The sequence below is a fragment of the Sphingomonas sp. So64.6b genome (genome assembly GCF_014171475.1).
Lineage (GTDB): Bacteria > Pseudomonadota > Alphaproteobacteria > Sphingomonadales > Sphingomonadaceae > Sphingomonas > Sphingomonas alpina_A.
Genome location: NZ_CP048817.1, coordinates 3,352,109 through 3,379,073, shown reverse-complemented (window position 1 = coordinate 3,379,073; position 26,965 = coordinate 3,352,109). Strand labels below are relative to the sequence as shown.

Below are 26,965 nucleotides of genomic sequence, written 5' to 3'. Positions count from 1 at the left end.
ACGCGATCGGCTGGCGCGGAAACGCAGGCCGTCGAACGGTTCCCACGTCCCGCCGATTTTCCACGTCGTTTGCGTACCGGCGGTGCTGTAATCCGCCACGCGGACAGCACCGTTCAGGTCGAGCGACTTCAGGAGCGTCACGTCCCGTGCCAGCGGGACCACGGCCTCGAGATAGGCTTCCTTGACGTTGAAGCCGCCGTTGAAGGGGACTGCGTTCGACGTCTCGAAGCCACCCGCGGCGGCGATCGGGTCGGCCGTGACGCGCTGGTTCTCGTCACGATATTCGGCGCCCACCGCGATCGCGACGGGCCCTGCCCAGGTCGCAAACGGCTCGCCATTGATGTTGAGGGCGGCGGTCTTCTGCTCGTACACCGACGCGATGCGGGACTGGCCCCTGACATAGGCGAGCGCCGCTGCGGAGGGCGATCCGTCGCCGAACAGGTTGATCGGCACACAGCCGGCCGCCGCGGCATTGAACGTCGCGCCGGGCACCGTCGCGCGGCAGACGATCTGTCCGCCGTTCAGCACCGCATCGGTGGCGAAGCGGAAGTTTGCGAGGTTGCGGTTGTTGGAGACTTCGTTGCGATAGAGGTTCTTGCCCCAGCTGGCATGCGCGTTCCATTTCCAGCTGCCGCCGAGCGAGCCGAGCGCGCCGACCTTGGCATAGGGCGTACGGCTGGTGACCTTCACCAGCGCGTTGCCCAAATCGTAGCTGACGCGCGACATGGTGAAGCTCGGCGCGGGGCCGAGCGCCGCCAGCACCGTCGCGGGGATATAGGGATTTTGCCGCTGGATCGTGATCGCGGAGTCGCGCGGCGGCAGCGTCGCCAAATTGGCGAGCGTTACCGCATAGGACCCCTCGGCATAGACGGTGATGGCGTCGCCGAATTCATATTCGGCGCGCAGATAGGGATTGAGCCGCTCGACACTGGGCGCCAGCGACACGCCGCGCGCAAGCGACTGGCCCTGGCCGCCGATCTGCAGCGTCGCGTTGCGGATGCCGCCCAGGTCGAACGGCGCAACCGTCGTCGCCGAGGTGAATTCATAGTTGCGCAGTGAGAAGCCCGCGGGACCGGTGATGAGCCCGCCGGGCGACGTCGCCACATGGACATTGTTCGCGATGATGTTGGCTGGTTGGCCATTGGTGGCGAAGTTGGCATTGGCGACGCGGCCATATTCGTTGAAACCCCAGTCGCGCGTGTAGACGTCGCCGACCTGCTCGCTCTTTACGTAATCCATGCCGAACACGACATGGCCGCTTTCACCCAGGCCAAAGCCGCCGATCCCGCCGATCCGGTACTGACCGGCGTCGCCGCGCGAGCTGATCCCCGCCTGGCCGCGCAGCTCGAAACCCTTGAATTGGTTTTTCAGGATGATGTTGACCACGCCGGCGACTGCGTCCGAGCCCCATTGCGCGGAGGCGCCGCCGGTGACGACTTCGACCCGCTGCACCAGCAAGGTCGGAATATTGTTGAGGTCGGGTGCGGCGGGGATCGTGCCCGTCCCGTTGCTTGCCGGCGCCAGCGGCGGGATGCGCGCGCCGTTGACGAGTACCAGCGTCCGGGCGGCACCCAGGCCGCGCAGATCGGCGGTGGAGGCTCCCGGCGTCTGGGTGCGAATGGCGTTGGCCGCGGGCGAGGTCGTGGCGCGGAAGGCCGGCACTTCGTTCAGGATCTGGGCGACGTTGGTAACCTGCCGCTGGTCGAGTGCGGCGGCACCAACCACCGTGGTTGGCGTAGGTGCTTTCGCACCCGAGATGCCCGTTCGCGAAACCGTGACGACGATATCATCGTCGCCGGCCGGGGCTGCCTGAGGAGCAACCGATGCGGCTTGCTCGGGGACCTGTTCCGCCTGCTCGCCGACCGGCGCGGGCTGTGCCGCCTGCGCATTGGCCAAATCGCTCGACAGTATGAGTGCGACGATGCTGGCACTCGCGGCGACAAGCATCCTGTGTCTGCGTGCGAAGGAGTTTTCCCCGATCATCCATCATCTCCTGCTCATTCAGCTGACGCCGAATTATGTTCTGTAGTCAGAACTATTCTGGTGATGAACTTCTGTCAATCCCGGCGATGATCACGGGGGATCATCATCGAGATCGGGCAGATATGGGAAAGGCGGAACTGCTGCCGAGCGGCGCTTCGGAGATCGATGCCGGTTAGTTACAAGCGTCCGCACGGGCGAGGAGAAAAGCCGCTTCCCGCGAATTGCGGGTGAGTCTGGCCGCGGCCTCGAATTCGGGACGGGCCTCGGCCGGCCGGCCGGCCCGAAACAGGAAATCGCCGCGTGCCGCCGGCAATGGCGCATAGTTGCGCAACGCATCGGCGTCGGCAATCTCGTCGATCAGCTTCAGGCCCGCTTCCGGCCCGAACGCCATGCTATGGGCGATCGCTCGATTAAGATCGACCACCGGCGAGGGCATCACGGCGCGCAGTCGATCATAAAGCGCTGCGATGCGGGGCCAGTCGGTATCGGCCGCCTTTCGCGCGCGTGCATGGCAGGCCGCAAGCGCGGCTTGCAGCGCATAGGGGGCATCGCCCCCCAGGGCTTCGGCGCGGGCCAGCGCATCAAGGCCGCGGCGGATCAGCAATTGGTCCCAGCGTGTACGATTCTGCTCGGTTAGCGGTACGAAGCCACCGTCCGGCCCGATGCGCGCCGCCAGGCGCGACGCCTGGATTTCCATCAGGGCGAGCAGGCCGAAGACCTCTTGATCCTCCGGGCTAAGCGCCGCCAGCATGCGGCCCAGGCGCTGCGCCTCCCGGCACAGGCTCGGCCGGACCAGATCGTCGCCCGTCGTCGCGGCATAGCCTTCATTGAAGATCAGGTAGATGACCTCCAGAACCGAGGAGAGCCGCGCCGCACGCTCGGGGCCGCGCGGCACCTCGAAGCTCACGCCGGCCTTGGCGATGGTCTTCTTCGCGCGGACGATGCGCTGGGCGATCGTCACCTCGCTCGACAGGAAAGCGCGCGCGATCTCGTCCGTCGTCAGGCCGCCGACCACCCGCAGCGTAAGCGCGGCGCGCGCGTCGGCTGACAATATCGGATGACAGGCCGCGAAGATAAGGCCCAGCAGCTCGTCGCCAGAATCCTCGTCCGGACCCGCAACATCCGGAACGCCGACTTCGCCGTCCAATTCCGGGCCGTCCAATTCCCGCCCATCCAATTCCCGCGCGATTTCCTCATGCTTGCGTTCGCGCATCTTGTCGCGACGGATCATATCGATGGCGCGGCGTTTGGCGGCGGTCGTCAGCCAGGCGCCGGGTCTGGCCGGAACCCCGGTCCTGGGCCATTCGGACAGGGCGATGACCAGGGCGTCCTGGGCCATCTCCTCGGCCAGATCCATATTGCCCGAGAAGCGCGCCAGGCCCGCGATGAGCCTGGCGCGTTCGATCCGAAAAACCGCTTCGATCGCCTGATGCGTCTCGCCTGCCCCCGTGCTGCCCGTCACAGCCTTGTCGGCCAAAGCCATGAGCGAGGCAAGCAGCCGCCGATCTTAGTCTCCACCTTCAGCGACGGTCGGGGAAGGGGGCGGGCGCCCCGATCAGCCGGTCGATGCGGCGTTGAAAACCGCCAATTGAGCGTCGAAAGCACGCTGGTAAGCGGGCCGCGCTTCGCCGCGCGCGACATAGGCGGCGAGGTTCGGATAGTCGTCCAGGATATTCGATGATGCCTTCAACCTGAGCAGCACCGTTATCATCAGCAAGTCGCCGGCGCTGAACGCACCATCGAGCCAGTCGGCGTCGCCAAGGCGGCGCGACAGGTCGGCGAGCCGTTTCCGGATGCTCTCGTCGATCGCGCGCAGACGCTTCTCGTACCAGGGCTCGTCGCGCTCGAAAATCTGCACAAGGCTGCAGTCGAAGATTGGTGGCTCGACCGTGTTGAGCGCAGCGAACATCCAGGCGATCGCGCGCGCCCGGCCGTTCGCATCGTCGGGCAGCAGGCCGGCATGGCGCTCCGCGAGGTGGAAGATGATCGCCCCGGATTCGAACAAGGCGAGATCGCCTTCCTCATAGGTCGGGATCTGCCCGAACGGATGGAGCGCGCGGTGCGCGGGTTCCTTCATTTCGGCGAACGACACGAGGCGAACGTCATAGGGCTGACCCACTTCTTCGAGTGCCCAGCGCACCCGCATGTCGCGCGCCAGTCCCTTGCCGCGATCGGGGGACCGCTCAAAGGCGGTGATGGTGATGGTCATGATTGAAACTCCGACTGGTTGGTCACGGATCTCATTGCAAATCGGCCATTTCGTACAGCGGCCGGATTTCGATCTCGCTCGGTCCCGGCATCGGATTGGGGCAGCGTTTCACCCAGGCGACCGCTTCGTCCATGTCCTTGACTTCCCAGAGCCAGAAGCCCGCGACCAGCTCGCGGGTTTCGGCGAAAGGCCCGTCGATGACCGTCCGGCCGGGACCATCGAACGCGATCCGCTTGCCATCCGAGGATGGTTTGAGACCATCGGCGGCAAGCATGATGCCGGCATTGACCAGCTCATCATTATATTTGCCCATCGCCTCCATCATCTCGTTCGTCTCGGGTGTGGGGAAAAAGCCTTTTTCGCTGTCCTCGGTTGCCTTCACGAACACAATCACACGCATTGTCTGTCTCCTTTTTTGCGCCGGCATCATCGGCCTGACATCGGAACGACGAACGGGGTGTTCGAGAATCGACACGGCCCTGCAAATATTTTTTGGTTTGGCGTCGTCGATCCAGGGCGATCGTGGACAGGTTCGAAATTCAGCTGCTCCGTGCGGCGATGATTATCCGGCACGATATCTCTCCCCGAACCAGCCGCGCCGGCCGGCGCCTCGAGAACAAATAGAACTCGCTTCTCTACAAATACAAACGGGCGCGCCGTTGCCGGCGCGCCCGTCGAATAGTGGGGATATCGTTAGAACTTGGCGGACAAACGAATCCCGCCATAGCGCCGAAAATCACGCGGCAGATTGCTCTGGATGGCCTGGGCGTTGCCCTGGTTTCCATATGAGTTATTCATATTGAAGAAATACTGCTTGTCGAAGGCATTGTTCACGAACGCCACGACCTCCCATTTTTTGTCATGCTCGCGCACGCCGAGCGACAGGTTCAGGATGCCATAACCCTTCTGGATCGTCTCGGGATCGTTGTTGATCCCGAAGTTGAATTTGCTCTGATAGTTAAAGGCAGCCTGCACGACGCCGTCCAGCGAGGAGGTGAGCGGCGGCGTATAGTCGCCGCTGAGCGAAAGCTTCCATTCCGGTGCCTGTGCGGGGCGGTAGCCCGCGAGATTCTGTCGAGCCGGGCTGCCGACGCAACCCTGAGCGAGGGATTGCCCCGGATAGCATTGCGCAAAGGGGAAGGAGAGGATCTTCGCATCGGTATAGGTAACGCCGCCCGAAAAATTCAGATCGTCGCCAGCGCGCACCGAGCCTTCGATCTCGACGCCCCGTGTGCGCAGCTTGCCGACGTTCGTCAGGCGGAAATTGGTGGTGCTTCCAGTGGGGCTTTCAATCGTCTCGATACCTTGCGCCTGGAAATCGTCGAACGTCGTGTTGAACAGCGTCGCGTTCAGCGTCACCCGGCGGTCGGCGAACTGTGTCTTGATGCCGAGCTGCCAATCCTTGGAGGTTTCGGGACGGACCGGATCCAGCCGCCCCGCGTTGAACCCGGTCCCGACGTCATAGGCTTCGCCCTTGTGACCCGTAGCGTAAGTGAAGAACGCCATGATGTCGGGCGTGAATTTCTGCTGGATGCCGAGCTTGTAGGTTTCATATGTTTCCGGATTGTCGCCCGCGAAATAAGGTCGGAGACCCGTCCGCTCCTGGAAAGTCACATAGATCTTGTTGCGGCCGACACGTGCACCGCCGATGAGCGTGGTGCCCTCGATGATGTCATATTCGAGCTGACCGAAAGCGGCGTATTGCTTGTTGCCGTTGGTGGCGTACCAGTCCGCGACCGAGAAGAAGGGACCGCGTTTGAAATCGCGCGTCACATCAAGGTTCGAATAGAACAGGCCGAAAGTATAGCGGAACGGCTGAGTGCCCGGCGACACCAGTCGCAGTTCCTGTGAAAAGGAATGCACGTTGAAGGTGCCGGCCTGGGTGTTGTCGAGGGCGGCGATCGCCGACTCATCCTGGTCGAGAATATCGAACTGCTTGAAATGGTCCCACGCCGTGATCGACACGAGCGAGGCGAAACCAAGATCGAGCGAGCCGCGCAGCGACTGGCTGAAGTCGGTATAATCCGTGCCCGACGTGACGTTGTTGACGACGTCGGTATTGTCCTCGCCGAACGTCACACCGGGGGCGAATACCGAAGCATCATAGGCAGGAACGCCGCGGAGCCGGGCCGCCGGCGAAACGCGAATGAACGGGCGTCCGATCGTGGTGTGGCCGTCGATATAGCCGACCTGCGCCGTGAAGCTCAGCGTATCGGTCGGATCCCACACCAGCTTGCCACGGAGCGAGAGAATCTCGCGTCCGTTGACCTTGTCGCCGTTGAACAGGTTGCGGACATTGCCCTTGAAATTGTCGTAGTTCGCGCTGACGCGGAAGCCCAGCGTCGGCGAGATCGGTCCCGACAAGGAACCGCTGAGTCCGTATTCGCTATCCGTCGTGGCCAGGCCGCTGATCCGGCCGCTCAACTCGGAGGTCGGCCCCTGCGTCACGATATTCAGCAGGCCCGCCGATGCGGCGCGCCCGTAGAGCGTGCTCTGCGGTCCGCGAAGAACCTCGATCCGTTCGATGTCCGAAAGGTCAGCGAAGGCACGCGCAAGAAACTGCACCGGGACGTCGTCGATCTGGACCGCGACGCTCGGTTCGACACTGGGCGAGAAGGCGAAGGTGCCGATACCACGGATCGATACCGACGCGTTCACCGGATGTTCGGCCGACCGGACGAGCAGCGAGGGCGCGGCGCGGGTCAGTTCGGAGAATTCCCGGATTCCCTGCGCCTCCAGCGTCTGGCCGCTGATGACCTGCACGGCGAGGGGGATGTCCTGGACGCGTTCCTCACGCTTCTGCGCGGTGACCACGATATCTTCGCCCGTGGCGATGCTCTGGTCGGTTGTGGAAGGTCCAGCCTGTTCGGAAGATGGGGCCTGATTGGAAGACGCGTCCTGCGCAAGAGCCTGGCCCCCGCCCGCGAATACGAGACCGGTGGCGAGCAGCGCGCGCGCCACTGCCGTGGTGTTGAGCAATTTCATGGGTTCCTTCCCCTCCCGCGATGAATGTTGAGTCTTTTGACTTCGTGCAGCGCTGTAACCCGCAAGGCCGCATGATGCAATAGTTGTATGATAACTTTAGAGCGAGAGATCAGAGCGGCGCGGCGCTCATGCCGGATATCGCTCGCGGAGCGCGTCTTTCCGTGCTTGCCGCCAATATCTGCACAGGAAAGCGCCGCAACCTGAACCGGGCCGGAAACCCGATGTTATAGCACAAATGGCAATCGTGGTGCGTCAGCTCAACTGACAAATGTCCACCACGTTCATGTCGTTATAATCGAGATTCTCTCCCGCCATCGCCCAGATAAAACTATAGGCGCGCGTCCCGGCGCCCATATGAACCGACCAGGGCGGCGAGATCACGACCTCCTCGTTCGCCATGACGATATGCCGCAGCGCGTCAGGCTCACCCATATAGTGGAACACCCGGTCGTCCTCCGGCAAATCGAAATAGAGATAGATTTCGGAGCGCCGTTCATGGACGTGCGGCGGCATGGTGTTCCATACGCTGCCGGGCTTGAGGATCGTCATGCCCAGGCACAGCGAAGCGCTGGCGCAAGTGTGCGGCAGGATCAACTGATAGATGCTGCGCTCGTTCGCAGTCTCCAGGCTGCCGCGCTCCATCGGCACCACATCGGAAAGCGCCAGCTTGTGCAGCGTAAGCGCGCGGTGCGCGGGGACGCTCAGCAAGTAGAAGCGTGCACCGTCACCGGCAAACGTCACATCGGCCGCGTTCATCGGGATATAGAGCGCCTCGCGCGGCGCGAGTTCGAACGCCTGCCCGTCCACGGTCACCGTGCCTGCGCTCGATCCGATATTGACCACGCTCATCTCGCGCCGCTCGAGCAGCGGACGCCCGGCGTCGCTGGGCGGCTCGGAACGCACGGGCAGCGCAAGCGGACCATCCGCGGGCACGGCACCACCGATGATGAAACGCTCTCCGTGCGAATAGTTGAGAATGATTTCGCCCGGCCGGAACAGGCCGCTCACGAGATAGCGGTCACGCAGGTCTTCATTGCTGGCACCCGCCATCATGTCCGGATGGGTGGCATAATAGGTCTTTTGAAACACCGAATTCTCCAGCGATGTCAGAGCGCGGCGACGGCCGTGGCCGCCAGCAGAAAGGCACCGACGCCGTAGAATTGGGTGTCGCTCGCCTCCACGCGCTCGGGCTGGTCGCTCACCTGCTGCACCCAGCCGAGACGCCCGTCCGGCTGGATCGCGCGAGTGAGCGCCGTCCAGCCGCGCCGAACCACTGGCTCATATTCGCGGCGGTCGAGCAGCCCCGCCTTGATTCCCCAGGCCATGCCATAGGTGTAGAAGCCGGTGCCGCTGGATTCGGGCGGCGAATCCTCGGGCGCCAGCAGCGACGGCGCCCAATAGCCGTCGGCTTTCTGCAGTGTCTTCAGCTTTGCCGCCATTTCGCGGAACAGCTTCTCCATCCGGATGCGATCGGCGCTGCCCGGCGCCAGCAGCGGGATGATGCGCGGCATGCTGGCGAATACCCAGCCATTGCCGCGGCTCCAGAATTGCTTGCGGTTCTTGTCGTCGCGGCGCCCGAAAAAGCGGCTGTCGCGGTAGAAGAGGTGTTCGGCCGGATCGAACAGAAAGTCGGTCGTCGCCCAATATTCCTGCATCGCATAGTCGCGGAAACGGCGGTCGCCGGTCTGGCGGGACAGCTCGATCATTGCCGGCGGCGCCATGAACAGCGCGTCGCACCAGCACCAGCGCGTCAGGCATTCGGTGTCGTCATAGCCCGAGGGCGGCTGGTAGAAGGCCAGCGTCACCCGGGGTTTATGCGTGACGACATAATCGAAGGCCTTACGCGTCGGCGCCAGCGCGGCGGCTCCGGCACCGTGCTGCGCCGCCCACAGATAGGATTGGGTGATAACCAGATCGTCGGCGTGAAAGGGTCGGCGCGCCGGCAGCCATTGATTGGCCCGGCCCATGTCGAGAATCGCCTGACGGATTTCGCGCCGCTTTCCGGCATCGGCCCCGGCATCGGCCCCGGCATCGGCCCCGGCATCGGCCCCGGCATCGGCCAGCGCGGTCATGCCGATCCAAAACACCGCCTGTTCCCAGGCGCGCGGATTGCGCGTCTCGGTGGTAATGCGCGACACATGCGTCGCATCCGCTATCCGGGCGAGCTGCCATTTGGCGAGCTTGGTTGCGGTTTCGATCGCCTCCCGTGCCGCGGGTTGGGCGGCCCGGGGAGACGCTTGACCAAAGGCAGGCACGGTCAGGAGTTGCGCCAGTGCAAGCGCGGCGAGCGGACGCAGGATCATGGATGGTCCTCGATTACGGGGGCCGGGGTGGCGCCGGGATTGACGGGAATCAGCCTTGGGCTGAGCAGATGGAGTGCGGCGAGCGCGACGAAATAGGCGCCGCCCGCAACCGCGAAGACCAGCGCATAGCTCCCCGAAACGTCGAGCACATAACCGATGAACTTGGCGATCAGCATGCCGCCGATCGCACCTGCCGTACCGCCGATGCCGACCACCGATCCTACCGCGGCGCGCGGGAAGATATCGGAGGGCAAGGTCAGCAAATTGGCGGAGAAAGCCTGGTGTCCGGCCGTCGCCAGCCCGATCAGCAACACCGCGATCCACAGCGAATCGACATATTGCACGGTAACGATCGGCAACACGGCCACCGCGCAGGCGAGCATGGTGAACTTGCGCGCGCGGTTCGGCGTCAGGCCGGCCTTGATCATCCGCGACGAGGCCCAGCCGCCGATCACGCTGCCTGCGTCCGACAGGACATAGATTGCCACCAGCGGCGGGCCGAAGCTTCTGAGGTCGAGCCCGTAGCGCCGGCCGAGAAAGTCGGGCAGCCAGAACAGGAACATCCACCAGATCGGGTCGGTCAGGAACTTCGGCACCGCATAGGCCCAGGTTTCGCGCACCGCGAACAACCGGCGCCACGGCAGGCGTTCGACCGACGGCTCGGGATCGCTGCGGATCAGCGCGAGTTCCTCGGCACTCACCCGGTCATGCTTTTCCGGCGCGCGGTAGATCGCGATCCAGGCGATCAGCCAGACAATACTGAGCACGCCCGTCGCGACGAATGCGAAGCGCCAGCCATAAGCCAGCGCCACGGCGGGAATGAGCAGCGGCGTGACGATCGCGCCGACATTGGCGCCGGCGTTGAAGATGCCGATCGCCAGCGCGCGCTCGCGCTGCGGAAACCATTCCGCCACGGCCTTGAGCCCGGCGGGGAAATTGCCGGATTCGCCTAAGCCCAGCGCGAAGCGAACCATGGCGAACTGGGCAACGCTATGGACCAGCCCATGTGCGACATGGGCCAGCGTCCAGAAGGCGAACGCGGCGGCATAGCCGAAACGTGCGCCGGCAAAGTCCATGAATCGGCCCATGCCGATATAACCGAGCGCATAGGCCGCCTGGAACCAGAACACGATGTCGGCATATTGCCCCTCGCTCCAGCCGAGATCGGCCTGAAGCAGCGGCTTGAGCACGCCGATCATCTGGCGATCGATATAGTTGATCGCCGTCGCGGCGAAGAGCAGGCCGCAGATCACCCAACGATAACCACGCGCCCGCCGCGCGGCGCCGGCAACGATTGCGTCGCTCTCGCCGCTCATGCCGCACCGCGCCGGAAATCGCGGCTGGATGCGCGTGCCGGATCCGGCACGACCTTTGCCCCTTGCATAATCTCTCCGCTACAAACTTGCCGTTCGCTTATGAAGTTATCATACAACCTTGGTCTTTCCCGTCAACGCATGGCCGCCGCACGGTGTTGATCAGGCCGATCGGTCGCGAACCCGCGCACTGGCGCTCAGCATCGAGTGGCGGCTCAGGCTCTCCTGCATATGGTGGCGCGCCGCTTCGCGTGCGCGCTGCGGATCCATGCGGACGATCGCATCGACGATCGCGTCATGTTCGCCGCGCACCTTTGCGACATAGGCTTCGTGCGCCTCGTCGGGCTGGTCGCGCAGATAGAGATTGCGCGGCGGGACCAGCCGCAGACCGAGGAAATCGACCAGCCGCACATAATAGTCATTCTGCGTCGCGCGGGCGATGGCCAGATGGAATGCCGAATCCGCCTTGGCCGCAGCGATCGGGTCGCCACTCTGCTCGTTCATCTGATGCAGCGCTTCCTGGATCGCGCCGATGTCCGCGGTCGTGCGCCGGGCGGCGGCAAGGCCCGCCATTTCGGTCTCCACCGCGAGTCGCATCTCGAGCAGCTTGATCACATCGGCCAGCTCGTTGAGCTCGTCCCTGGTGATCTGGAAGGCGCGATATTCTGCGGTATCGGCAACGAACACGCCCGAACCCTGGCGCGAAACCGTCAGGCCCTGCGCGCTGAGCCGGGCCACCGCCTCGCGCACTACGGTCCGGCTCACATTCTCGGAAAGGGCGATTTCCTTCTGGGTCGGCAGGCGCGAGCCCGGCGCGATCCCGCCCGAGCGAATCTGCGCTTCGAGTTTCGCGAACACATCGTCGGTGAGCGACGACGTTCGTGCCATATCTTCGCCGATGACGTCCCCCTCCACTGACCGGGCTCCGATGACTCGACTTGTCATACGAATCTCCAAATTGTAAGTCGGCTCTATCATCAATGGCCAAGCCAGTCGATCCGGCGAAACGAACCGGGGGAGGAAAAGAACAATGCGCTCGGTCTGGCTGTTCACCGCCTCCCTGCTCACCGCCACGCCTGTCGTGCTGGCCGCACAAAATGCCCCCGTGCCGCCAATTCAGCCTCAGATTTCCGCCGAGCGCCCCGACTGGGAAAATCCAGCGGTGTTCGCGCGCGGCAAGGAACCGGCCCGCGCCACCGGCTTCCCGTTCGAGAGCCGCGCCAAGGCGATCGCCGGGCATCGCACCAAATCCGATCGCTTCCTCCTGCTCAGCGGAGCGTGGAAATTCGCCTTTTCGCCCGATGCCGACAAATTGCCGGCCGGCTTCGAGAAACCCGGCTACGACGTCTCCGGCTGGAAGGAAATCAAGGTCCCGGCCGACTGGCAGGCCGAGGGTTATGACCAGCCGCGCTACAACAATATTACCTATCCTTTCCCCGCCAATCGCCCGCTGATCCCGCATGCGACCAATCCGGTCGGTTCCTATCGCCGCGATGTGGAGGTGCCCGCCACCTGGTCGGGCGAGGACATCATCCTTCATATCGGCGCCGCGGGATCGGCCTATTATGTGTGGGTCAATGGCGAGAAGGTCGGCTATTCCGAGGATTCGAAACTCCCGTCCGAATTCAATGTCAGCCGCTTCGTCCATCCTGGCAGAAACGTCGTAGCGATCCAGATCTTCCGCTGGTCCGACGGCTCCTATCTGGAGGATCAGGATTTCTGGCGCGTGTCGGGGATCGAGCGCGAAGTCTTTCTGATGGCTGCGCCGAAAACGCGGGTGCGCGACTTCTTCGTCCATGCCGGGCTCGACAAAAGCTACCGGCAAGGCAAGCTCGCGGTCGATCTGGCGGTCACCGCCGGCGCCGCGACCACCGCCCGCGCGGTGTTGCTCGACGGCGATCGGCAGGTGCTCGATGTCTCGCACAAGGTCGCACCCGGCACCGCCGAGCGCAGCATCACGCTCAACGGCACGCTGCCGAACGTCCGCGCCTGGACCGCCGAGACGCCCAATCTCTACATGCTGCTGGTCGAGCTCTACGACGCCAACGGGCGGATCATCCAGTCGACCTATAGCCGGATCGGGTTCCGCAGCGTCGTGATCCGGGACGGGCTGGTGACCGTCAACGGCAAGCCGATCACGATCCGCGGCGTCAATCGCCACGAGCATGATCCCGAGACTTTCCACACCGTCTCGCTCGAGACGATGGAACATGACGTGCAGTTGATGAAGCGCGCGAACATCAACGCGATCCGCACGTCGCATTACCCCAATGATCCACGGCTCTACGACCTTGCCGACAAATACGGCCTGTATGTGATGGACGAGGCCAATATCGAGAGCCACGGCTATATGGACTGGGCCAACAAGCATTCCGAGCTTCGCGGCAAATATCAGATCGGCTTCGATCCTGCCTGGGAAGCGGCGCATGTCAGCCGCGTGACCAACATGGTCGAGCGCGACAAGAACCATCCCTCGATCATTTTCTGGTCGCTGGGCAACGAGGCGGGGATCGGCCCGACCTTCAACAAAGCGGCCGCGGCCGTGAAGGCGCGCGATCCGGACCGGCTGCTCAGCTATCTTGGCTGGGGCACCTGGCCCGGGCTCCCGGACCATCGGCCGAACGATTATGCCGACATCTATGCGCCGATGTACGACAGCGTCGAACGCATGGTCGATTATGCCGAGAACTGGGCGTTCCGCCAGCCGCTGATCCAATGCGAATATGCCCATATGCAGGGCAATTCAGGCGGCAATCTGAAGGAATATTGGGACGCGATCTACGCGCATCCGGACAAGCTGCAGGGCGGCTTCATCTGGGATTGGGTCGATCAGTCGATGTACCGCTATACCGCCGAGGGAAAGCGCTATTGGGGCACCGGCGGCGAATATGGCCCGAACCCGGGCGGCGACATCGAATTCGGCGACGGGCTGTACCAATCCGACCGTACGCCCAACCCGCAGCTGTTCGAGCTGCGCAAGGTCTATTCGCCGATCCAGTTCGCCGGCTTCGATATCGCGAGCGGCGCGGTGACGATCGTCAATCGCCACGACTTTGTCGATCTGTCGGGTTATGATTTCGGCTATGATGTGCTGGAGGACGGCGTTTCCGTCGCCAGGGGCGATTTCAGTGCGCCGGTGGTACCCGCGCATGGGCGCGCAATCACAAAACTGTCCTTGCCGCCCTTCGCGCGCAAGCCCGGCGCTGACTATGTGCTGACCGTCACCGCCCGCGCCAGGGCGGGAACGATCCCCGCGGTCGATGCCGGGGCAGTGATCGGCTGGGAGCAGTTCGAACTGGGCCGCGAGCCGGTGGAGACTCCGCCCGCTTCAGGCGCGGTTGCGCTGACCGATCTTGGCGGCAAGCTAAGCCTCTCCGCCGGCGGCACCGAATTGGTGGTCGATCGCAAGACCGGCCTGGTCGATCGCTATGCTGCAAATGGCACTCTGCTGCTTCAGGGCGGCGCACCGAATTTCTACCGCGCGCTGATCGACAATGACATCGGCACTGGCGTCGAGCAGACCCATGGCGTCTGGAAACAGGCATCCGCAGCGCGCGTCGTGCAGGGCATCGAAGCTCGCAAGCTCGGCACGGACGGCGCGGAAGTCACCGTGCGCTTTGCCGTGGGCGATGGCGCGGCGACATTCGTCTCGCGCTACCGGATGGCGGGTGATGGCTCGGTGTGGGTCGAAGGCGCGTTCACGCCGCTCAAGGCCGATCTGCCCGATCCGCTGCGCATCGGCATGGCCTTCACCATGCCCGCCGCCATCGACACGCTCGAATGGTATGGCCGCGGTCCGCATGAAACCTATCAGGACCGCAAGACCGGCGCACCGCTTGGCCTGTGGCGCGGGCTGATCGCCGATCAATATCATGACTATATGCGGCCGCAGGAAAGCGGCAACAAGGTCGATGTCCGCTGGATGGAACTGCTGCAGCCCGGCACTGGCGGCTTGCGCGTGACGGGCGATGCGCCGCTTTCGATGAATGCGCTCGCCTTTCCCTATGACGATCTTTCCCGCCGACCGCCGGGCACGCGCCGCAGCACCGATATCGTGCCGCATGATGCGGTGTCGTTGATGATCGATGCCGTCCAGTCCGGCGTGGGCGGCGACAATAGCTGGGATGCGGGCGGCCGGCCCCTGCCCAAATACCGCGTCGCGCTGAAGCCGCTGACCTATCGGTTTCGGCTGACTCCCTTTGCCGGAAACGGCACCAATGCCGCGCTTGCCAAGCCAGCCAATGCCGGAGCCCTGCAATGAACCATCACTTCGTTTTGGTCGTGGCCGCGACCCTGTTTGCCGGCACCGCGCTGGCACAGGATGTGCCGGGCACCGCGCAACTGCCGCCGGTCGAAAAACCACTGCCGCCGACGCCGGACAAGACGCCGCGCGCGGCGGTGTTGCTCGCCGACTATCGCTATGACGATCTGCTGTGGGAAAACGACAAGACCGCGCACCGCATCTACGGCCACGCGCTCGAAGCCGCCGAGCCGCCCTCGGGATCGGGCGTCGATAGCTGGGGCAAGAATGTTGCCTGGCCCTTCGCCGATCGCCAGCTCCGCTCGGGCGACCAGCATCAATTCCACGGCGAGGGCCTGGATTTCTACAATGTCGGCACCGGCCGCGGCGCCGGCGGCCTGGGCATCTGGCACGATAACAAGCTGTGGACGTCGCGCAATTATCGCAGCTACCGGATCCTCCGTAACGGTCCCGATGTCGCCGATTTCGAAGTCGACTATGCACCATGGCCGATCGACGTGACCCGGACGGTCCGGGAGACACGTCGCTTCACGCTGCCGCTCGGCACGCACTTCACGCGCATGGTCTCGACGCTTCGTTCGGACAAGCCGGGCGCGCTCGTCGTCGGCATCGGCATCGGCAAGCGCACCACCGGCGATGGTGGTGACCTCACCGTCGACCGCGCCAAGGGTCTGCTTTCCTGGTGGGGGCCGGACGATCCCCATCACGGCCGGATGATGATCGCGCTGCGTGTCGATCCGGCGACCATCGTCGAGATCAGGAACGATGCCGATAATTACCTCGTCCTGCTGAAGGCGATGCCCGGCAAGCCGTTCGTCTATTATTCCGGTTCGGCCTGGAGCCTGGGCCAGGACGGGTTCCGGACCCGTACCGAATGGGACCGCGCCGTCGCCGCCGAGCCGGTCGACTTCGCCGTGCCGAAAACGCGCTGAGCCAATCCCAACACACGGAACCGCAGATCATGGAACGACGCAATTTCCTCGCCTCGGCGCTCGGCGCCGGCACGCTTGCTACGATATCGACAGCATCCGCTCACGCGAAGAGCCGGTCGTCCGCGGTGTCGGGGAGCGGCGCCGCCGATCGCAGCTACATGGTCGATCTTTTGGCCAGAATGGCCAGCCCCGTGCTGGCACCGATGTCGCAGGGCAAGCTGCAGGCGGTGTTCAAACCCGAACTTAGCCCGACCTGGGATGGCCGCAATCCGAAGGTCGCCTATCTCGAATGTTTCGGCCGCCTGATCGCCGGCATAGCGCCATGGCTCGCGCTGCCCGACGACGCGTCGCCCGAGGGTAAATTGCGCTCAACGCTGCGCGATCAGGCAGTGGCGAGCTACGCCCATTCGGTCGATCCCGCGAGCCCGGACTATCTGCTGTGGCGCGAGTCGGCGCAGGCGCTGGTCGATTCCGCTTATTACACCAATGCTTTCATGCGCGCGCCGCAGCTTTGGAAGGCGCTCGACGCGACCACGAAGAAACGCGTGATCGACGAGATCAAGGGCGCCCGCCACTTCTCCCCGCCTTACACCAACTGGCTGCTCTTCGCGGCGATGAACGAAGCGTTTCTGCTTTCGATCGGCGAGGATTGGGATCCGGTCCGCATCGATCTGGCGGTACGCAAGGTCAATGAATGGTATGTCGGCGACGGCTGGTATGCGGATGGTCCGCGCTTCCATTTCGACCATTACGGATCCTATGTGATCCATCCGATGCTGGTCGAGATACTGGAAGTGCTCGTCGCGACCGGCGCCAAGTTCAACAGTCTCGACGCCAAGGCGCTGCTTGATCAGGCCTATAAGCGCATGCGGCGTTACGGCGAACATCTGGAACGGCTCATCGCACCCGATGGCAGCTACGCGCCGATCGGCCGCTCGCTGACCTATCGCACCGCGGTGTTCCAGCCGCTTGGCCTGCTCAGCTGGCGCAAGCAACTCCCGCCTTCGCTACCGGAGGGACAGGTGCGCGCAGCGACTCTGGCGGCGCAGCGGGCGGTGTTCGGGTTCGACTCCAACTTCGATGACAAGGGTTATCTGACGATCGGCTTCACCGGACATCAGCCGAAGCTGGGCGACTGGTATTCGAACGCCGGCAGCATGTATATCGCATCGGAAAGCCTGATCCCGCTCGGCCTGCCGGCTGGCGACAGCTACTGGACCAGCCCCGCTGCCAGTTGGACCAGCAAGAAAGCGTTTGCCGGGCAGAATTTTCCGAAAGATTATTATGTAGATTATTGAGGGCCGCACACCACGAAAATGGAGAGGCGAATTGCGGAAATGGCTGCGGAAATTGATGGCTGGGGACCAGAGCGCAGAACCGACTCAGGGGGACGTGGAGCGTGACCAGCTGGGGCGCATCACGCGGGTGACGCAGACGCTGTCGCTTGCCGAAGACAGCGCGGATGGCCCCGCCTACCCCGTGCTTGTCCCGGACGACAGCCTGGCGCCCCGCCTGCGCGAAGCCTGTGACTGGCTCGTCGGGCAGAATATCCGCCTCGCCCGCGAGCGGGGGCTCGGTCTTGAGCGCAACTATGATTTCGACCAGGACACCGGCCTGCTTACCTTGAAGTTCGCGCGCGGCCGCACGGTCGTCGCCCGCGCCCAGATCCTCGGCAGCTTCGATCCACGCGACCGCAGCTTCATGTGGGCCTGGGCCAATCCCTCCTTTCTGCCGGCAATGTGCGAGGATGCCGAACGCGCGAAGGCCGAAGGAGAACGGCTCGGCCTTGCCGCCCTGACCATACCGACCCAGACGATCGTCTTCGACAATCTGAAACCGCTGCTCGCCCTGGCCGCCCGCACGGGCGGTGCCGATGGCGTCTATCGCGGCATGGTCAACGGCTCGACCTCGGTGTTCATGTCGCTCCGCCTCGACCAACCCGCTCGCAAGTCCCGTGCTGCGGCACCGGTCGACGAAGACATGCTGGAAGCATCCCATGCGCTGGTGACGGCCTATGATGCCGAAATGTTGCCGATCGACCGCGAGCACCACGAACGCGACGGCGAGGACGGCATCCTGCGCGAGCTGATCGACCGCAAGCTCGCCATCTACAACCGCTACTGGTCGCGCACCGATAGCTATTGGGAACCCAGCTCGCTCGGCTGGCCGTCCGACCACGACCCGGACACGAAGGCGATTGGCTTCACCGTCCCGCATCCCCAGGGCGGCGCTATCGACATCGCCATCGGCAAGCATGTCGGCGAGACCGTCTACCGGATCGAGTCGGTAGAGGGTGCGCTGAAGATCACCGATCAGCTGCTGGATTGGGGCGGAGGCTTTATCTGGCCGAAGGTGGAGGACTGATCGCGGAGAGAGCCGATCGTCACTGAGCGACGGGATGCGGGCTCTGATTCAGTTGGCCGGCCCGCATCGTCATAGCTGCGCTCCGGCAGGCGATGCGCGTCGCCCGCGAAAGCCTATGGGCCGAATATTTGAATCGAGCAGATCCGGAGCCGAGCAGACATGACCGCCACGACCAATTCCCGATATTCCCGCAGCATATCCGTAAAATTCCCGTGCAGCCGCGTCGAAATTCCCGCAGATTTTCCCGTATTTTCCCGCAGAACGCTCGAAAAAGCATTTCCCCGCAGAAATACCCGTAGCTGCGGGAATTTGGCGAGCGGCGAGGCACCAAAATGTGGTGGCTCAGACGCAATGATCCATCGATTCAACCCCGCCTTGTCAGTCGCTACACCACCCCTTGAGCGGCATCTCGCGACCGCCGCTCCGCTCTTTCACATGACTGGAAAACAGCTGTTGCAGGGATGGCAGGGCAACCGTCGGGCCCGTCCGCTTTTGGGTAAGTTATGGGTTTTGGCCTTGGTGGCGCGACGAGGCGAATGCCTTGGTGACATGGAACAGTCGTGATGTCGGCGCGGCGGCATGATCGCTGGTCGCCTTGAGGCGGCGACCGAGACGGCGCTTCAGATCGCGCGTCGCATCATGGATACGATCCGCGAGGCTAAGCGATCTGGCCCGACGCGCTATGCCCGCCCCCGCAATCTCTTTGCTTGCGTTGCCGGACATGGCGATCGGGTCGTGCGTCAATTTCGGGAGGGGGCCTCCGAAGGCGGTGCGTGGCTTGGACCCCGGCTCGACGAAAATTCGCTTGGCATTCGCCGCGGCGGCACTTGCGACGAAAGATACCATGCTCGCTGCCGCCGCAGGGGGCAGGTCAGCGTCTTGCGCTTGAGGGACAGCGAGTGCGGCAGAAACATCGTTTGCCGCGACAGCATACACAGTCTCCTGAATGGTTGCTCGCGGGACCAGGATATAGGCGGCCGCACTCTCTCCGATCGGCCGGGCGACTGGCAGGCCGGCGGCGACGATGCCCACGCGCAGCCGCCCGGCCAGCGCCGGATCGATCACCGCGCCCCAGGCCAGTTCCACATCACAGGCCGCGCCGGCGCGGATCAACGCGATCACCTCGTCGACTTCGAACAAGCCGAGATCGCTGCCGCCGGCAACGGTGATGAGCAGGCGCTGCGCCGTCGCCGGCGCGCCTTCCAACAAAGGATTGTTCAGCGCCGATTTCGCCGCTTCGGCCGCCCGGCCCGCGCCGGTACAATGCTCGCTATAGCCGACGATCGCATGGCCGCTGGATGACAGAATCGCGCGTAGATCGGCGGGAGTGACGCGCTTCAAGGCGGGCTCGCCGAGTAATAGCGCAAAGCCGGTCGCGCTGTCGCGGATGATCGAATCCGACAGGCCGAGCGCGGCGCGCAGCGTGGCCTCGCGGCCGGCGACGCCAAGCAGATTCTGATTGCATACGGTGATCATCGCGTCGACGCTGTCGTGCAGATCGATCGCGCCCATTTCCGCTGCGCGCATGCGCCTTTTGCCTTCAAAGGCGAAGGGCATGGTTGCAACGCCGATCGTCAAGATACCCCGGTCGCGGGCGGCGCGGGCAATGATCGGCGCCGCACCGGTACCTGTGCCGCCGCCAAGTCCCGCCGCGACGAAGCAGAGCGAAGACCCTTTGAGCGCGCGGACGATATCGGGCATCGCTTCTTCCGCGGCGGCGCGTCCAATCTCGGCCCGCGTGCCGGCGCCAAGTCCGCCGGTCAGCTTTCGCCCAAGCTGTAGCCGGCTCGCCGCCGGCACGGCGCGAAGCGCCTGTATATCGGTGTTGGCGCAGAGGATCTTCATGCTGCGGCCGTGGCGCCCGATCAGTTGCGCCACCGCGTTGCCTCCAGCGCCGCCAACGCCAAACACGGTGACGCCGGAGGTATCCCAAAGTTCAGCCTGATTCTCTACCATCCTGATGCTCCTGTCCGGCGAATCGAGCCGTGGTCAGAAGGATATCCAGATGAAAGTTGAGTCGCGATCCAGTATAACTACGCGACCCGGACAGATTTGTAGTTGAGAGTAGTTGTCATGCGTAGATGGTTGCAGGATTTACGTAGAGACGATCATATTTTCCGGTCACGCCACTACGCAATATCACTGGTAGGAAGATCACAATCGTACTTTAACGGAATTCTGCGACTCGAACAGGCTCAGTTAACCACATTGCTGGAACGGCAATGGGGGTACGAATGGACGAACTCTTTTTCGGCAGCGCAGTGTGCGATGTGACCAGCGCGGGCGAGATTCCGCTGCCGCATCGCTTCGGCGAAACCATCCGGCTCCGGTCGCCGGATCAAAAGTTCTTCATCGGCTTGCATGAGGAAGCACAGTGCCTTGTGGCATTCGACCGTCACTATGCGCTGCAGCGTCAGTTCGACGCTGAGGCGAGCGGTGTCCCGGCCGATCCCCATCGCCTGCGCCGGGACTATGGCTTTGTCGAATCGACGCTGATCGCGCCGGACGGCACGATGGTCCTGCCTCCACTGATGCGTGAGCGCGGTCATATCGGGCATTCGGTATTGCTTGTCGCCACCGGGCGGCGCTTCGAAATCTGGGACCTGGCCTGCGTGCTCAAGCGGGGACCCTCCGATCTCATCACGCTCGCCACCCATCATCTCATGGTTCATATTGGAAACGAGGTTCTCCATGTCCCTTCGCTGTCGCCTTCTGGACCATGCCCGGATACTCGACGTGCAGGTCAATCAGGGGTTTGCCTTCAGCCGGTGCCGGCGATGCGGCCGCGACATGATCCGGTCGGCCGAGGCGCGGCCGGCAACTGAATGGAGGAACGTTCCACGCGGTTTTCGCGTCGTGCGTGCACCACATGCTGCACCACGTCCGCCAGGTGAAAACGGACCGCGACCGACGGCCGGTCGATGCGGCATGCCGCTGGCGGAAGCGCTGCGCATCGGCGGCGCGGTGCTGTACTGGCAGTTGATCGATCTACTGCGGCACAAGCGGCCACGGCGCGAGATCGTGCGGCGCCTGTCGATGGGGTGAGGCTGGCGGCTCAAAGGCGATGTTTATCGGGGCCTATCGGGCTCATCCCTGAAGCATTAGACCCGATTTGGATCAGATTGTTACGTCCATGGTCATTACGGCGCGCCTCCCGGTCCTGGCGGTGCTAGCGTTGGGCTCCGCAAGGAAGCGCTACCGGAAGGGAAGGCGAATAATTGAAGCGGCAACTCGCTGCGCGTCGGACGAACGCCGCAGTCGAAGAGCAGAGGATCGTGTTCGGCCTGGTCGCGGCCGCGGGACTTGTCAGCGGTATCGCATTTACCGGATGGCTGGTCGATGTGCCGGTGCTTCAGGGTTTCGGCATTACCGGCCGGCCGATATGGCCTTTGGCGGCGTTGGGGTATCTGTTCCTCATCGGCGGTTTCACCGCGACCCTGCTGGGCCGCCGTCGGGCGCCGTTGCTGCTCGCCATACCTATCCTGATCGCATTGTTCGCGCTTGCCGGGCAGGGCGGCGGGTTGCCGGGGATCGATGGACCATTGCCTGGTGACCCGTTGGCGCGAATCCCAACAGGATTCCGCAGCCTGCCGACAGCGAATTCGATCGTCGCGTTTGCATTCCTCGGCACGGCATTGCTGCTGACAGCGCATCGCGACAACGCCAGCGCCGGGTTCGCCAATCTGCTCGCCGCGGCCTCGTTGTGCGTCGGCCTGTTTTCGATGGTGCTGCTCTTCGTCATCATTCCGGCGCGCGATACCGTGACGCAGATCCTTGTCGCGCCTTTCCCTGCGGCGCTCGCCAACATATTGCTCGCCTCCGCCTTTCTGTTCTGGCGCCAGGGGACGCGCTGGAATCCTTTTCGGGCGCGAAACCGCCTCCGATGGCCGGTCGTCGGGCTGGTTGTGCTGCTGCCGATCCTGCCCGTGGTCGTCGCGCGGTGCGTGCCGACCATGTTGCCGGTATCGCCGCTCGCGACCGACCTGATCGCCATTCTATTCAATGTCGGCGTGGTCGGATTGCTGGTCTGGCTTTCCGTCGACCGGCTCGCGCATCAACAGGCCAAATCACAGGAAATCGCCAGCGCGCTGGATGTCGCGGCAATCGTGTTGACCCGGCCGAGCGGTGAAATCGTTCATTGGTCGCGCGGTTGCGAGCTACTTTATGGCTGGTCTGCCATTGAAGCGATTGGCCGACAAAAGAAGGATTTGCTGCGACCGCGTAGCGTGGGAGCAAATGCGACCGAGATGTCCGGCGCGCCTTCGGTCGGCGAAATCGATTTGAGCGTCCGGTGCCGCGACGGATCGCGGATCAGGGTACTCCAGAGAACTCAGGTCGTTGAACGCCCCGATCGCGAGGCGCTGTTCGTCGTCAAGATGTTGGACATTTCCGATCGCGTTCGCGCCGAAGAGGCATTGCGCGAAAGCGAAGCTCGCTTCGCCATCGCCGCCGAAGCGCAGCGGCTTGGCGTATCCCATTGGGATATCGCGAGCGGACGGCTCGAATGGTCGCCCGGCTCCGAGCAACGGCTGGGTCTGGAACCCGGCAGCCTGAGCAGCTTCGCACAGTGGGAAGCGCTGATCGAGCCGGAGGATACAAAGGGAGTGATGGACTCGGTCGCTCGCGCGACCGCCAATCACGATGAACGGATCACCTTCCAGTATCGTTTCCGGCAGCCGAGTGGCGCGATGCGGACGATAGAGGGATCCGCCAGGCTGATCTATCACGAGAATGGCGAGCTTGCCGCCGTCATCGCGGCCAATATCGACGTCACCGAACGTCAGGAGCGCGAAGCGGCGCAGCAACTTCAGTCGATCATCGACGTCGTTCCGGACGCGACGATCGTTTTCAACCTGGCCGGTACGATCCGCAGCTTCAGCGCGGCGGCCGAACGCATGTTCGGTTGCGATGGCGCGACCGCGATCGGCAGCGACGTCAAGCTGTTGATTCCCGAGGTGATCGCCGCGGCGCATGGCCAGTCGATCGTGCATCCACTCGATCCGGGCCAGCTCGATCTGGGGCAGCGACACGCTAGCGGGCTGGCCCGTGAACTGACCGCCCGACGCGTGGACGGTTCTTCCTTTCCGGTCGAGTTGAATGTCGGGGAGGCCTGGTTTGGTGGGGAACGCATGTTCACCGGCGTCATTCGCGACATCTCCGATCGGCATGCCACGGAACGAAGGATGGGCGAGCTGAATGCCGAACTCGCCCATATCTCGCGGCAGAGCGCGATGAGCGAGGTTGCGGCCGACCTGGCGCATGAACTGAACCAGCCGCTCAGCGCTACCGCCAATTTTCTAGCTTCGGCGCGTATGCTGATCGAACGCGGGGAGGACAGTGCGCGGGTCGCCGATTTGATCAAGATGGGCGAGGATCAGACGCTGCGGTCGGGTGAGATCATCCGGCGGTTGCGCGACTTTCTCACCAACAACGAAACCGAAATGCGCGCCGAATCGCTCGCCAACACGGTTCGCGAAGCGGTCGAACTGGTCCTGTTCGGTACCGCCCAGTTCGGTATCAAGCTGCGCTACCGGCTCGACCCTGCCGCCGACATGGTCTTTGCCGACCGTATTCAGATACAACAGGTGATGGTGAATCTTTTACGCAACGCGGTCGATGCGTTGCGCGGGCAACCGACCGGCGCGCGCGAGATCGTCATCGCTTCGCGCCGGGTGGCGGATGGCATGAATGAACTTTCGGTCAGCGACAATGGCCCCGGCTTGCCCAAGTCAATCGGCGGCGAACTCTATTCGCGGTTCGCGACGACCAAATCGGGTTCCGCCATGGGCATTGGCCTGTCTATATCGCGTCGCATCGTTGAGGCGCATGGTGGCAAGCTTGTCGCGATGGACCGCGCCGGCGGGGGAGCGGAATTCCGCTTTACCTTGCCTGCGCTCGAAGAGCTGGAGGAGTTGGAGGGATGACCCGCACAATCTATCTCATCGATGACGACGACGCGGTGCGCGCGTCGCTTCACACCTTGTTGTCGCTGCAATCCAATCTGGTGGTGCGCAGTTTCCGCAGCGGCGACCGATTTCTGGAGGAGGTGCCCGATCTCGATCCGGGCGTCTTGCTGCTCGATTTTCACATGCCCGGGGTCAGCGGACTCGACGTGCTGCAGGCAATCCGCAATCAGGGCACCAACGCCTTCGCGACGATCATCGTTACCGGCGAGGGCAATATAGGGCTTGCGGTGCAGGCGATGAAGGCGGGCGCGATCGACTTTATCGAAAAGCCCTATCAGGCCGAAAAACTGCTCGCTGCGATCGAGGTCGCGTTTGCCAGGCTGACGGAAGACAGCGCCGCCGCGGCACATATGCAACAGGCCGCGGCCAAGATCGCCGCGCTATCGCCACGCGAGCGCGACGTGCTGACCGGATTGATCGAGGGACGGGCCAATAAGGTCATCGCCCATGAGCTCGAAATCAGCCCCCGGACGGTCGAGATCTACCGTGCCAATCTGATGACGAAATTGGGGGTGCGCAACCTGCCCGAGGCTTTACGCATCGCTTTTGCCGCGGGACTTATTCCGCCCGGATAGGCTGCGGATCGCAGCGCCAGCCGGCAAGCGTTTCCACGACATGTGAAGGTGCTTCGCTTGAACCGATCATGCGGACCCGATCATTGCCCAATGGCGCGGCGGTTTCGGCAAGGATGATGATCCCTTTCCAATGTTGCGTTGCGAGCAGCTCATCGAGTCGGCCATCAAGGCTTTCCAGGTCTATGATCAGGATCGCCGGCGGACGTGCGTGCCGGCGGATCGCAGGGTCGTCGAATGACCCTTCCAAAGAGAGAATGCTCTCCCCCAACATCGACAAACGCCCGATCAAAATGCTGCGCAGGCCAGGGTCGCGGACCATCAATGTCAGCAGGTCTCCTTTCATTTCGACGATTTCCGCATCTTGGGTCCTCGGGCAGATCATTTGCGATGTTGTCGTGACCGACTCGCTCGGGAAAATGCCTGAGTAGCGGTCACGTCGACGCGATGTTCGGGATCGCATGGGCGGCTTACATATTTGTTGCGGCGACTTTAGGTAATTCCCCTCGGCCACGATGGCCGTGACGCGGGCGTCAGGCTGCGTGGTTTCGCCCAACCGAAGAGGCAGCGTGCAATTATACTGTGAAAACAATGATCAAGATGCCGATCGATCATTTAATATCAGTCGGATCGGATGCCTGAAATCAGGCAGTATTGAGCAAAAAAAGGCTCAAATATTCTTGGCGGAATTGTCCCACATTCGATGCCATTATGGGTATCCACTATATTGCACGGAGCGGCGTCTCACGGTAGATTTATTCATCGTCTTCCTTCGTAAAGGCACAGGCGACTGGGGGCCAAGGCGCTCTCGCCCCCGAGCAGGAAGACGTTATGCCGCACTATTTCTTCGACATCGTTGACGGTGAGGATTTGCCTGACCTGCAGGGGTCGGAATGGCCCGATCTGACCGCGGCCAGAATGGAGGCGGTGCGTTATTCGGCCGAAGTCCTCAAGGAAATGCCGGAACGCTTCTGGAACTGTGAAGCGTGGAAGATGACGGTCTCCGACGCCGACCGGGTCATGTTGTTCACCCTGTCATTTATGGCCGAGAGTGCGGAGCCTGTGACCGCCTAGCCGCTTGTGGGGCTGGCCGGCACCGGCTGGCGTTTGAATTTGGCCGGGGCGGTTATACTGGTCCGCCGCGCCGTTTTTTTCAGCGTGCTCACGAACAACGGGCAGGCGCTCAGCAGCTTGTTCTTGTCGAAACATGTTGCCGCCCCGCTCGCCATCGCCTCCTCCACTTCGAATGCGCCATCCTTGGCGGATGACGACAGCACGATGATTGGGGGATGCGGCTGTTCCTTCAATTCCCGCAGGAAATGCAGGCCGCCCAGGCCGGGCATGGCCAGGTCCAGCGTTATGACATTGGGCAGGCTGGTGCGCATCAAGGTGCGGGCATCGTCGATATCCGCTGCAATGCCGACCACCCGGCACTCCGGATCGCGCGAGATGATATGTTCGAGCATTGCCCGGATCGTGACCGAATCATCGACGATCAACACCCGGATCGGGATCATGTCATCTGTCGCGATATCGTCGGGGAATCCATTTCGAGGAAGAGCGGTGCCGGGTCGCATACGGCGCTTGAGCGCCTGATCGCTGCCTGGATCGCGATCCCGTCGCCAGCCCAGTTCCGGGTACCCGGCCGCCAATGAGAGTCCGGCTCCCCGATTCCGGTGACGAGGGGGAACAGCAGGCGTTCCTCACGATCCAGCTTCATCCGCATGCCGATGATCAGCGTCTTCACGGCTTTCTGAAAATCGGGCCAGCGGGTTGCGATGTCCCTGGTCGTCCACATTGTCACATGTGCCCTGTAAGCGATGTGGAGTTGCTCGATGCCGGCCACGCAATCGTCAACGGCCCTGCGCGTCAGGGGGTCCGGGTCGTCCCGGAGACGCCGGAGCACCTGCCGCTCCTCATAGGCAAGATGCTGATGCACCGTTCGTGTCATCTCGCAGCGCTTCTGGACCAGTTCATCGAGATCACAGGGCTCGCCGGACGAAACCAGCACCGCCAGATCCGCGCCGATGGTCCGGAGCTTGTCATGCTCTCGGAGCAATCTGGTGAGCATCATCAT

General features: G+C 63.3%; 20 protein-coding genes and 1 pseudogene. 8 read left to right on the top strand and 13 right to left on the bottom strand.

Annotated elements, in window-relative coordinates:
- Positions 1-9: 9 nt before the first annotated feature.
- The 9 genes and pseudogenes from G4G27_RS16215 to G4G27_RS16175 form a co-directional block, all read right to left on the bottom strand.
- Positions 10-1,947 (bottom strand): annotated as a pseudogene (locus G4G27_RS16215) (TonB-dependent receptor); the annotation flags it as partial.
- A gap of 208 nt (positions 1,948-2,155) precedes the next feature.
- Positions 2,156-3,445 carry an RNA polymerase sigma factor gene (locus G4G27_RS16210; protein WP_244624367.1) on the bottom strand — a complete coding sequence of 430 codons (1,290 nt, stop codon included), beginning with the start codon at positions 3,443-3,445 and terminating at the stop codon, positions 2,156-2,158.
- A 93-nt stretch (positions 3,446-3,538) separates the two neighbouring features.
- Entirely contained in the window at positions 3,539-4,192 is a 654-nt protein-coding gene (locus G4G27_RS16205; protein WP_183109611.1) for a glutathione S-transferase family protein, read from the bottom strand.
- A 31-nt stretch (positions 4,193-4,223) separates the two neighbouring features.
- Entirely contained in the window at positions 4,224-4,592 is a 369-nt protein-coding gene (locus G4G27_RS16200) for a YciI family protein (protein ID WP_183109610.1), read from the bottom strand.
- Between the two features lie 293 nt (positions 4,593-4,885).
- Positions 4,886-7,177 carry a TonB-dependent receptor gene (locus G4G27_RS16195; RefSeq protein WP_183109609.1) on the bottom strand — a complete coding sequence of 764 codons (2,292 nt, stop codon included), beginning with the start codon at positions 7,175-7,177 and terminating at the stop codon, positions 4,886-4,888.
- 252 nt (positions 7,178-7,429) lie between these two features.
- Positions 7,430-8,266, bottom strand: coding sequence for a 5-dehydro-4-deoxy-D-glucuronate isomerase (kduI, locus tag G4G27_RS16190; protein WP_183109608.1), 837 nt, complete (start codon positions 8,264-8,266; stop codon positions 7,430-7,432).
- Positions 8,267-8,283: 17 nt separating this feature from the next.
- Entirely contained in the window at positions 8,284-9,480 is a 1,197-nt protein-coding gene (locus G4G27_RS16185) for a glycoside hydrolase family 88 protein (protein WP_183109607.1), read from the bottom strand.
- Positions 9,477-10,796, bottom strand: coding sequence for an MFS transporter (locus G4G27_RS16180; protein ID WP_183109606.1), 1,320 nt, complete (start codon positions 10,794-10,796; stop codon positions 9,477-9,479). The genes G4G27_RS16185 and G4G27_RS16180 overlap by 4 nt, the downstream gene beginning before the upstream one ends.
- A gap of 159 nt (positions 10,797-10,955) precedes the next feature.
- Positions 10,956-11,738 (bottom strand): FadR/GntR family transcriptional regulator, encoded by a 783-nt coding sequence (locus tag G4G27_RS16175; RefSeq protein WP_183109605.1) that lies wholly within the window; start codon positions 11,736-11,738, stop codon positions 10,956-10,958.
- 85 nt (positions 11,739-11,823) lie between these two features.
- On the opposite strand from G4G27_RS16175, the gene G4G27_RS16170 reads away from it, so the two are divergent.
- The 4 genes from G4G27_RS16170 to G4G27_RS16155 are packed head-to-tail and all read left to right on the top strand — an operon-like array spanning position 11,824 to position 18,350.
- Positions 11,824-15,054, top strand: a complete 3,231-nt coding sequence (locus G4G27_RS16170) for a glycoside hydrolase family 2 TIM barrel-domain containing protein (RefSeq protein ID WP_183109604.1) — start codon at positions 11,824-11,826, stop codon at positions 15,052-15,054.
- Positions 15,051-15,986 (top strand): DUF4861 family protein, encoded by a 936-nt coding sequence (locus G4G27_RS16165; protein ID WP_183109603.1) that lies wholly within the window; start codon positions 15,051-15,053, stop codon positions 15,984-15,986. The genes G4G27_RS16170 and G4G27_RS16165 overlap by 4 nt, the downstream gene beginning before the upstream one ends.
- Before the next feature lie 29 nt (positions 15,987-16,015).
- The gene (locus tag G4G27_RS16160) at positions 16,016-17,284 is read left to right on the top strand and encodes a DUF2264 domain-containing protein (protein ID WP_183109602.1); all 1,269 of its coding nucleotides are present in this window, start codon (positions 16,016-16,018) and stop codon (positions 17,282-17,284) included.
- A gap of 31 nt (positions 17,285-17,315) precedes the next feature.
- Positions 17,316-18,350: a DUF6882 domain-containing protein gene (locus G4G27_RS16155; protein WP_183109601.1), complete on the top strand. Its 1,035-nt coding sequence runs from the start codon at positions 17,316-17,318 to the stop codon at positions 18,348-18,350.
- Between the two features lie 501 nt (positions 18,351-18,851).
- Here G4G27_RS16155 and G4G27_RS16150 read toward each other — a convergent pair.
- Positions 18,852-20,306 carry a cell division protein FtsZ gene (locus tag G4G27_RS16150; RefSeq protein ID WP_183109600.1) on the bottom strand — a complete coding sequence of 485 codons (1,455 nt, stop codon included), beginning with the start codon at positions 20,304-20,306 and terminating at the stop codon, positions 18,852-18,854.
- Positions 20,307-20,620: 314 nt separating this feature from the next.
- On the opposite strand from G4G27_RS16150, the gene G4G27_RS16145 reads away from it, so the two are divergent.
- The 3 genes from G4G27_RS16145 (at position 20,621) to G4G27_RS16135 (ending at position 24,891) form a co-directional block, all read left to right on the top strand.
- Positions 20,621-21,175, top strand: a complete 555-nt coding sequence (locus tag G4G27_RS16145) for a division/cell wall cluster transcriptional repressor MraZ (protein ID WP_244624366.1) — start codon at positions 20,621-20,623, stop codon at positions 21,173-21,175.
- Positions 21,176-21,568: 393 nt separating this feature from the next.
- Complete coding sequence (locus G4G27_RS16140; protein WP_183109598.1) at positions 21,569-24,274, top strand: PAS domain S-box protein; 2,706 nt, start codon at positions 21,569-21,571, stop codon at positions 24,272-24,274.
- A complete protein-coding gene (locus G4G27_RS16135) occupies positions 24,271-24,891 on the top strand; it encodes a response regulator (RefSeq protein ID WP_183109597.1) in 621 nt (206 codons plus the stop codon). The genes G4G27_RS16140 and G4G27_RS16135 overlap by 4 nt, the downstream gene beginning before the upstream one ends.
- On the opposite strand, the gene G4G27_RS16130 is transcribed toward G4G27_RS16135, so the two are convergent.
- On the bottom strand, positions 24,875-25,444 hold the full coding sequence (locus tag G4G27_RS16130) for a hypothetical protein (protein ID WP_183109596.1): 570 nt from the start codon (positions 25,442-25,444) through the stop codon (positions 24,875-24,877). The two genes, G4G27_RS16135 and G4G27_RS16130, sit on opposite strands and share 17 nt — an antisense overlap.
- A 275-nt stretch (positions 25,445-25,719) precedes the next feature.
- Between G4G27_RS16130 and G4G27_RS16125 the strand changes: the two genes are divergently transcribed.
- Entirely contained in the window at positions 25,720-25,962 is a 243-nt protein-coding gene (locus G4G27_RS16125; RefSeq protein WP_183109595.1) for a hypothetical protein, read from the top strand.
- Here the strand turns inward: G4G27_RS16125 and G4G27_RS16120 are convergent.
- Both G4G27_RS16120 and G4G27_RS16115 read right to left on the bottom strand, forming a co-directional pair.
- Positions 25,959-26,405 carry a response regulator gene (locus G4G27_RS16120; protein WP_183109594.1) on the bottom strand — a complete coding sequence of 149 codons (447 nt, stop codon included), beginning with the start codon at positions 26,403-26,405 and terminating at the stop codon, positions 25,959-25,961. The two genes, G4G27_RS16125 and G4G27_RS16120, sit on opposite strands and share 4 nt — an antisense overlap.
- Positions 26,402-26,965, bottom strand: coding sequence for a hemerythrin domain-containing protein (locus G4G27_RS16115; RefSeq protein WP_183109593.1), 564 nt, complete (start codon positions 26,963-26,965; stop codon positions 26,402-26,404). The genes G4G27_RS16120 and G4G27_RS16115 overlap by 4 nt, the downstream gene beginning before the upstream one ends.

Bases quoted from the DNA above. Each gene is read 5' to 3' on its own strand.
- G4G27_RS16205 (WP_183109611.1), bottom strand. From the start codon at position 4,192: ATGACCATCACCATCACCGCCTTTGAGCGGTCCCCCGATCGCGGCAAG.
- G4G27_RS16200 (WP_183109610.1), bottom strand. From the start codon at position 4,592: ATGCGTGTGATTGTGTTCGTGAAGGCAACCGAGGACAGCGAAAAAGGC.
- G4G27_RS16195 (WP_183109609.1), bottom strand. From the start codon at position 7,177: ATGAAATTGCTCAACACCACGGCAGTGGCGCGCGCGCTGCTCGCCACC.
- G4G27_RS16185 (WP_183109607.1), bottom strand. From the start codon at position 9,480: ATGATCCTGCGTCCGCTCGCCGCGCTTGCACTGGCGCAACTCCTGACC.
- G4G27_RS16180 (WP_183109606.1), bottom strand. From the start codon at position 10,796: ATGAGCGGCGAGAGCGACGCAATCGTTGCCGGCGCCGCGCGGCGGGCG.
- G4G27_RS16175 (WP_183109605.1), bottom strand. From the start codon at position 11,738: ATGACAAGTCGAGTCATCGGAGCCCGGTCAGTGGAGGGGGACGTCATC.
- G4G27_RS16170 (WP_183109604.1), top strand. From the start codon at position 11,824: ATGCGCTCGGTCTGGCTGTTCACCGCCTCCCTGCTCACCGCCACGCCT.
- G4G27_RS16165 (WP_183109603.1), top strand. From the start codon at position 15,051: ATGAACCATCACTTCGTTTTGGTCGTGGCCGCGACCCTGTTTGCCGGC.
- G4G27_RS16160 (WP_183109602.1), top strand. From the start codon at position 16,016: ATGGAACGACGCAATTTCCTCGCCTCGGCGCTCGGCGCCGGCACGCTT.
- G4G27_RS16150 (WP_183109600.1), bottom strand. From the start codon at position 20,306: ATGGTAGAGAATCAGGCTGAACTTTGGGATACCTCCGGCGTCACCGTG.
- G4G27_RS16135 (WP_183109597.1), top strand. From the start codon at position 24,271: ATGACCCGCACAATCTATCTCATCGATGACGACGACGCGGTGCGCGCG.
- G4G27_RS16125 (WP_183109595.1), top strand. From the start codon at position 25,720: ATGCCGCACTATTTCTTCGACATCGTTGACGGTGAGGATTTGCCTGAC.
- G4G27_RS16120 (WP_183109594.1), bottom strand. From the start codon at position 26,405: ATGATCCCGATCCGGGTGTTGATCGTCGATGATTCGGTCACGATCCGG.
- G4G27_RS16115 (WP_183109593.1), bottom strand. From the start codon at position 26,965: ATGATGATGCTCACCAGATTGCTCCGAGAGCATGACAAGCTCCGGACC.